Here is a 6186-nt window from a genome sequence, read left to right as displayed (position 1 = left end):
GGGGCTGAAGAGTGGGTTATTCCAGGGCCTTGATGGGCGGGTCCTGGTAGTTTTCATCGATGGCGATGCCCATCTGCTTCAAGCGTGCTTCGGTTTGGGCGCGTTCCTGGGCCATGCGTTTGAGTTCAGCGGGGAGGAGCTTTACCCAAACATCTTGATTCTCATTTGGGACGAAATTTTTATAAAACTCCGCTTCTGATTGAAAATTAAATGAAAAAAGATAGGAGCCGCGCTCTTGTGGGGCTTGCGAGGTGTTCTCTCGCTGGACACGGAAAAGGAGGTAGTTGCCGTTCTTATGAAAGTACCAGTTGTTGATTGTCGGCATTGCTAACCACTCTGCCTGACTTAGTTTTAGCGTAGGATCTTTCCAAGGGCCAGTACCAACAGGTACACCTAGTACTTCGTCAAAGAGTTTGAACTTGCTTGCTTCGCTTCCTGGTACTCTTGCTTCGTTGGGAAGGATATAGCGCTGCCATCCTGAAAGTCTCAGCTTGACTAGTGTGTCGTTGAAATATTGCATGAACTCAGAGTGTTCAGAGTTCGAAGGGGCGGGTGCAACCCTGATGCTGGCGTTTTCTACGAGGTCTGTCTTATACGTGATAAGTGCTGCGCCAACTATATTGTTCAGAGATAAAGGGTTCTGGTTGGGATCTACAAGGGCTGTGCCTTTGTTTTCGCTTTTGGAGGAAGTACTAAATTCATAGAAGCATACGTGTGAGCTGCAGTCCTTGGTTAGCTGCATAGTGGAGCTTGTCAGTACGTTCTTGATGCTGTCATTTAAAGAAAACGTTACATTAGGTTTATTTGCAGTCACGTTCGATGCTCCGCAGGCGGTCAATAATAATAAAAATAGTGAAGCCGGCTGCTTATTCATTGTGATGCCATGAGCGTATGGTTCGGGGTGCGGCCGAGGCGCTCGACGCCGTGGGCGCGCAGGGCCTGGAGTGCGTCGGCACCCAGCGGGGTGGTCAGCTGCAGCAGGCGGCCGCTTTGCGAGAGCGGGGTGCCGAAGGTCAGGTCCATGACAAGGGATCTCCTGAGTGAGGGCTGAAGAGTGGGTTATTCCAGGGCCTTGATGGGCGGGTCCTGGTAGTCCTCGTCGATGGCGATGCCCATCTGCTTCAAGCGTGCTTCGGTTTGGGCGCGTTCCTGGGCCATGCGTTTGAGTTCTTCAGGAATAAGTTTCAGCCAATCGTCACGATCGTCACTCGCAACAAATTCTTTGTAGAACTCCGATTCGGACCGTGCATTTAATGTAAATAGGTAAGATCCCTTTTCTCGCGGCGAATCAGCGCTGTTCTCTCGCTGCATGCTTAGAATCAGATAGATACCATCTTTATAAAAGTACCAGTCGTTGAACATTGGCAGCGATAGCCACTCTTCCAAGTTTAATTTCAGTGAAGGGTCAAGCCATGGACCTGTGCCGACGGGCTTGCTCAGCACCCTGCTGGTGCTTTCAAATTTTTTGGCTTCTAAACCCGGTATCCTTGCCTCGTTCGGCATGATGAACCGATGCCAACCCTGTGCCAGCAAGTTGTCTACTCGCTGATAGAAGTAGCCCATGGCCTGGGCGTGTGGTGAGTTAGGGCTGACGCCACCAAGCGTGATTTCTGCATCATTTACGATATCGCTTTCATATGTGCCGAGCGTCACGCTCACCGCATCTTCAAATTTTAAGGAAGTCGTGGTTTTAGGGTTAATTGATACAGCTGCACGATTATCTTCGCTAAATGAAAGCGAATATTTATAGAGGCAAATTCCTAGCATGCAGTCCTTGGTTAGCTGCATAGTGGAGCTTGCCAGTACGTTCTTGATGCTGTCATTTAAAGAGAACGTTACATTAGGTTTGTTTGCAGTCACGTTCGATGCTCCGCAGGCGGTCAATAATAATAAAAATAGTGAAGCCGGCTGCTTATTCATTGTGATGCCATGAGCGTATGGTTCGGGGTGCGGCCGAGGCGCTCGACGCCGTGGGCGCGCAGGGCCTGGAGCGCGTCGGCACCCAGCGGGGTGGTCAGCTGCAGCAGGCGGCCGCTTTGCGAGAGCGGGGTGCCGAAGGTCAGGTCCATGACAAGGGATCTCCTGAGTGGGGGCTGAAGAGTGGGTTATTCCAGGGCCTTGATGGGCGGGTCCTGGTAGTCCTCGTCGATGGCGATGCCCATCTGCTTCAGGCGTGCTTCGGTTTGGGCGCGTTCCTGGGCCATGCGTTTGAGTTCGGCGGGCACATGCGCCTTCCAGTTTTCACGGTTTTTTTCGCCTTCAACGAAGCCTTTATAAAATTCGCTTTCAGATTCAAAGCTGAGTGTAAACAAATACGATCCCTGCTTCTGGGGCGCTTGAGTATCATTCTCGCGCTGAACGCGAAGCAATAGATACACTCCGTTTCTGTAGAAGTACCAACTGTTTATCGTTGGGAGTGCAAGCCACTCTTCTGCACTCAGCTTTAAAGCGGGATCTTTCCATGGGCCGGTGCCGACAGGCTTGCCAAATATTGATCGAGTACTCTCGAATTTTCTGGCCTCTTCGCTGGAGACTCTCGCTTCGTTTTGAAAGATATACCTTTTCCAACCCGCAGTTTGTAGCTTGCCTATTTGCTGATAAAAGTAGCGCATGGCTTGATCGTGCTTGGAATCCTGTGGTACGCCACCGAGTGTCACTCTGGCATTGTTGATAGTGTTGTTTTCAAAAGTGCCCAGCGTGGTGCTAACAACGTCGTCAAATTTTAAATTTCCATTGTTGGAGTTAATCGACACATCCGCCCGCAAGGTGTTGGCGAATGATAGGGAGAATTTGTAGAGGCACAGGCCTTGCATGCAGTTCTTTTTAAAGTCGACTGATGACGATGAAAGGGCCTTGTCAATAGGTGTATCAATTTCAAATCGTATAGTGGGCTTTTCGCGATTCATGTTCGCCTCCCCACAGCCGACAAGCCCCAGCAAAAATGCATATCTGGCGAACTTCATCATCCGGTGTGCTCACTCGTTTGCAGGCCAGCAACTGCTACCTGCGAAGGGCCAAGCAACCACCCCTGGGTCTGCGTCGAGCCATGCCGGTCGAACACCAGCACCGCGCCCTGCAGGCTGTTGGCCGCCTGCAAGGCGAGCGCCAGCGCGCTCATCGCGCTGATCCCATGCCCGTATTCGCCCGCCAGCAGGGCATGCCCGATAACGTGCTGCTGCGGGTCGCAGTCGGGCAGGCAGGTGTTGACGAACTGATACAGGTGCTCAAGCCGGTTGTCGTCGTGGTGGCCGTCCGTGACCAGGGCCTTCACTTCGGCGATTGCCATACGGCTGCGTTCGTACAACTGCTCGGCCACCTGCTCGAGACTGCCCGTGCTCTTGCGCGGCTGCAAGGCGCGCGGGCCATGGGCCTCGGTCACTGGCGGATAAAGCTGCCAGCGCGCATTGCCTTCGGGGTTGGCCAGGTCGACCCGTTGCAGGTTCAGCACGGCAATCGCTTCGCCTGCCATGCGCTCGCCTGCAAGGCCGCCGGCCCTGGCCAGGGTCGCCCACGAGTCGAGGCCGATGCACAGCAGGTTCGGCGCCTGCAGGTCGTTCTGCAGCGCCCAGGGCAGCCAGGTGGCGAAGGCTTGCTCGGGGGCGATGAAACCGTGCCTGGGCAGGTAGTCGAATGGCCACATTTCCAGCGCAGCATCCAGCCACGGGTCGGCCTCTATGTCGGTCGGCGCGAACAGCACGACCTGGGTCTGGTCCCAGTCCAGCTCGGCGGCAAAGTCGTGCCACTGGCCGAACATGCCTTGTAGCAGTTGCCGCGCCCTTGGCAGGGCATGGACTTCGGGGCGCTCAGTACCTGCACGGATGCGCCGCACATTGCGCCGGTGCCCGGCCGGGCTGACCAGCCGTGGGTCGTGTTCGAAATCGGCGGTCAGCTTGCCCAGCGCCTTGCCGGCCCTGGCCTCGGCCGGGCTCAGGTTGGGCAGCCACAGCCAGGCATCGGCCAGCCCCATGCGCGTGGTGTCGTAGTGCGCCACGGGGCGCGGCGGTGGGGCCAGGCGCTGTTGCTGTTCGCGTCGCTCGCCGATCACATCCCATAGTGAACGGTGGCCCTGGGCAAAGGGTTTCAACATGCGGGCTGTCCTTAGAGTATTCCGGTGTCGCTGTTGGTCGCGATCAGGCTGGAGCCGCAGGCGGTCTTGTCGCCATGGCGGGCCACCGGCATGCCGTCGACCAGGGTGGTGCTGTCGCCGCTGGCGATCACGCAGGCACCGTGCAGGCACATCACCTTGTCGCCCATCCGGGCCACGGCGCGGCCGTTGACCACGGTGGAGGATGAGCCCTGCACGACCATGCCGCCGCGGTCGGTGGGGTCGTTCAAGAGAATGATCGGACGCATGTCGAAACTCCTTTTCTGGCGGCTAGGACCACAAATCAGTCACGAGGTTGCAAGGTGCCGAGCACATCGCGGATGCCATCGACCACGCCGCTGTCCTTGATCACATCGTTGAGCCAGGACTCCAGCGGCATGTTGCCCCACTTGATCGCCCGCTCCACCAGGTACGGCACCGGGCTGTGCGGTTCGGTCTGCTTGAAGAATTGCGCCACGCCCTGGAGCAGGGCAAAGGCTTCCTCGCGGTTCAGCGGGGTGGTGCGCAGGGGCGCATCGCTGCTGCGCTGCGTGGGGGCGCGGGTGGCAACGGCGTCGGCTTCTGGCCTGTGCTCGGGCTCGCTCGGGGCGGGCGCCGTGAGCCGTTCCACACCGCGCTCCTTGAGCAGGCGCTCGACCAGTTGGCGGGCGTCCAGCAGCACGTCATTGAGTGCCAGGAAGCTTGGTACATCCTGCTCGAACGCGGCGTCGGCGGCCGCTTGCAGCTGCTGGCAGGCGTGCAGGCACTGGCTGATCTGGGCGTGGCGCAGGTGCAGGTGTTCGGTGTCGGTGAGCACCACCGAGCGCTGGAACAGTTCGGCGTTGATCTTGCCTTCTTCCAGTGCCTGGTGCATTGCCGAGGGGTTTTGCCGGGCGAGGTTCTCGACCTGCCGCGACTCTTCGTACTTGTGCAGGCTGTAGTGTTGCCCCTGGGTAATCGGCAGGGTGCGCACCACTTGGGTCAGCGTGGTAGTCAGCCACGCCAGGCGGGCCGCGCGTTCCTCCACACCCTCGTCGAGGGCGGGGTACAGCGTGTCCCAGAAATCTTCCAGCAGGGCCTGGGCCACTGCCAGGGAAAAACGGACCCCAACAAAGTGCTTGCGGTGGGCCAGGCCTTCGCTCAGCCACGCCACCAGCATCAGGTCCTTGCTTTGCTCGGTGAGGCCGGCCGCAGCGAGTTGGATCACCTGCTCCCAGTCGGCCTGCTTGAGGTCGGTTTGCCAGTCGCCCTGGGTCAGGTAGTCGGCATCGGCGCGGCGAGCTTCCTTGATCTGATCGAACAGGCTGGAAAAACTCAGGTCCTCGCCGGCACCGCCATCGATCGGGGCGCGCAAGGCAGACAATGAAAGGTCGTCGAGAATGTCGGTCATGGACGGCTCTGCAGCAAAGGTAAAAGGAAGGTCACCGTGCCGAGGCGGCACGGGACCCTCGAGCGAGCTGCCCGTTACCGGCGGCAGCTCAGGTCAGGCTCAGGCATAGACCTTGTTCAGCGAACGGTCCCAGCCGCCGGTGACCTTGCCGCCACCTGCGCCATCGGAACGCTTCTGCTGGGTGTAGGTGGTCTTGATGCGCGAGAAGTTGAACTTGATCTCTTCCATCGGCAGGTCGCTTTCGGCTTTGGCTTCGCCGTCGATCGGCAGGTTGCCAAGGAAGTTCACCGAGGAGATCACCACTTCTTCGAGGGTGATGGTCAGGTAGGTCACCTTGTCACCACCGGCACGGTTCACGTTCAGCACCACTTCCTTGATGTGCTGGCCTTTGCAGCACGCCTCGAAGGCCTTGGCAGAGGCCTTGTCGACGTACTTGCGGATGGTGAAGTCGCTCAGATTGACACGCTCGGACGACGCACCGCCGGAGGAGCTGGCAGTGGCCGAAGTGGCCTGGGTGGCGCCGTACTGGTAGCCCAGTACTTCGATCCAGTCCTTGTGCTTGTCGTCCAGTGCTTCGCCTGGGATGCCGTCAATCTTGAGGTAAGCGTCAAATGCCATTTTTACGTTTCTCCATAGGTGTAAAGGGCTTCCATGATCCATAGCGTGGACCTGCCCTGAGGTTGACCCCGGCGAACGGTTCACCGGGATCGTA

The 6186-nt window shown here is 58.0% G+C and carries 9 protein-coding genes; all 9 read right to left on the bottom strand.

Going from position 1 to position 6186, the window contains the following annotated elements; translation table 11 throughout:
• Positions 1-16 precede the first annotated feature (16 nt).
• The 9 genes from L6D75_RS02640 to L6D75_RS02600 all read right to left on the bottom strand — a co-directional run bounded on the left by L6D75_RS02640 (position 17) and on the right by L6D75_RS02600 (position 6092).
• Positions 17-874 carry a hypothetical protein gene (locus L6D75_RS02640; RefSeq protein WP_236193388.1) on the bottom strand — a complete coding sequence of 286 codons (858 nt, stop codon included), beginning with the start codon at positions 872-874 and terminating at the stop codon, positions 17-19.
• Positions 871-1023: a hypothetical protein gene (locus tag L6D75_RS02635; RefSeq protein WP_176517272.1), complete on the bottom strand. Its 153-nt coding sequence runs from the start codon at positions 1021-1023 to the stop codon at positions 871-873. Before L6D75_RS02635 ends, L6D75_RS02640 begins: the two co-directional genes overlap by 4 nt.
• Positions 1024-1059: 36 nt before the next feature.
• On the bottom strand, positions 1060-1920 hold the full coding sequence (locus L6D75_RS02630) for a hypothetical protein (protein ID WP_176517294.1): 861 nt from the start codon (positions 1918-1920) through the stop codon (positions 1060-1062).
• Positions 1917-2069, bottom strand: coding sequence for a hypothetical protein (locus L6D75_RS02625; RefSeq protein WP_176517272.1), 153 nt, complete (start codon positions 2067-2069; stop codon positions 1917-1919). The genes L6D75_RS02630 and L6D75_RS02625 overlap by 4 nt, the downstream gene beginning before the upstream one ends.
• A gap of 36 nt (positions 2070-2105) precedes the next feature.
• Complete coding sequence (locus tag L6D75_RS02620) at positions 2106-2966, bottom strand: hypothetical protein (protein WP_176517293.1); 861 nt, start codon at positions 2964-2966, stop codon at positions 2106-2108.
• Positions 2963-4087: a hypothetical protein gene (locus L6D75_RS02615; RefSeq protein ID WP_176517292.1), complete on the bottom strand. Its 1125-nt coding sequence runs from the start codon at positions 4085-4087 to the stop codon at positions 2963-2965. Before L6D75_RS02615 ends, L6D75_RS02620 begins: the two co-directional genes overlap by 4 nt.
• 11 nt (positions 4088-4098) lie before the next feature.
• Positions 4099-4353, bottom strand: a complete 255-nt coding sequence (locus L6D75_RS02610) for a PAAR domain-containing protein (RefSeq protein ID WP_176517291.1) — start codon at positions 4351-4353, stop codon at positions 4099-4101.
• Positions 4354-4388: 35 nt separating this feature from the next.
• A complete protein-coding gene (tssA, locus tag L6D75_RS02605; RefSeq protein ID WP_176517290.1) occupies positions 4389-5474 on the bottom strand; it encodes a type VI secretion system protein TssA in 1086 nt (361 codons plus the stop codon).
• A gap of 99 nt (positions 5475-5573) precedes the next feature.
• Entirely contained in the window at positions 5574-6092 is a 519-nt protein-coding gene (locus tag L6D75_RS02600; RefSeq protein WP_176517289.1) for an Hcp family type VI secretion system effector, read from the bottom strand.
• Between the last annotated feature and the right edge of the window lie 94 nt (positions 6093-6186).

This window comes from Pseudomonas faucium (assembly GCF_021602585.1).
GTDB classification, from domain to species: domain Bacteria; phylum Pseudomonadota; class Gammaproteobacteria; order Pseudomonadales; family Pseudomonadaceae; genus Aquipseudomonas; species Aquipseudomonas faucium.
Note: the sequence above shows the minus strand (reverse complement) of the source record. Positions and strands in the feature narration are given on the sequence as shown.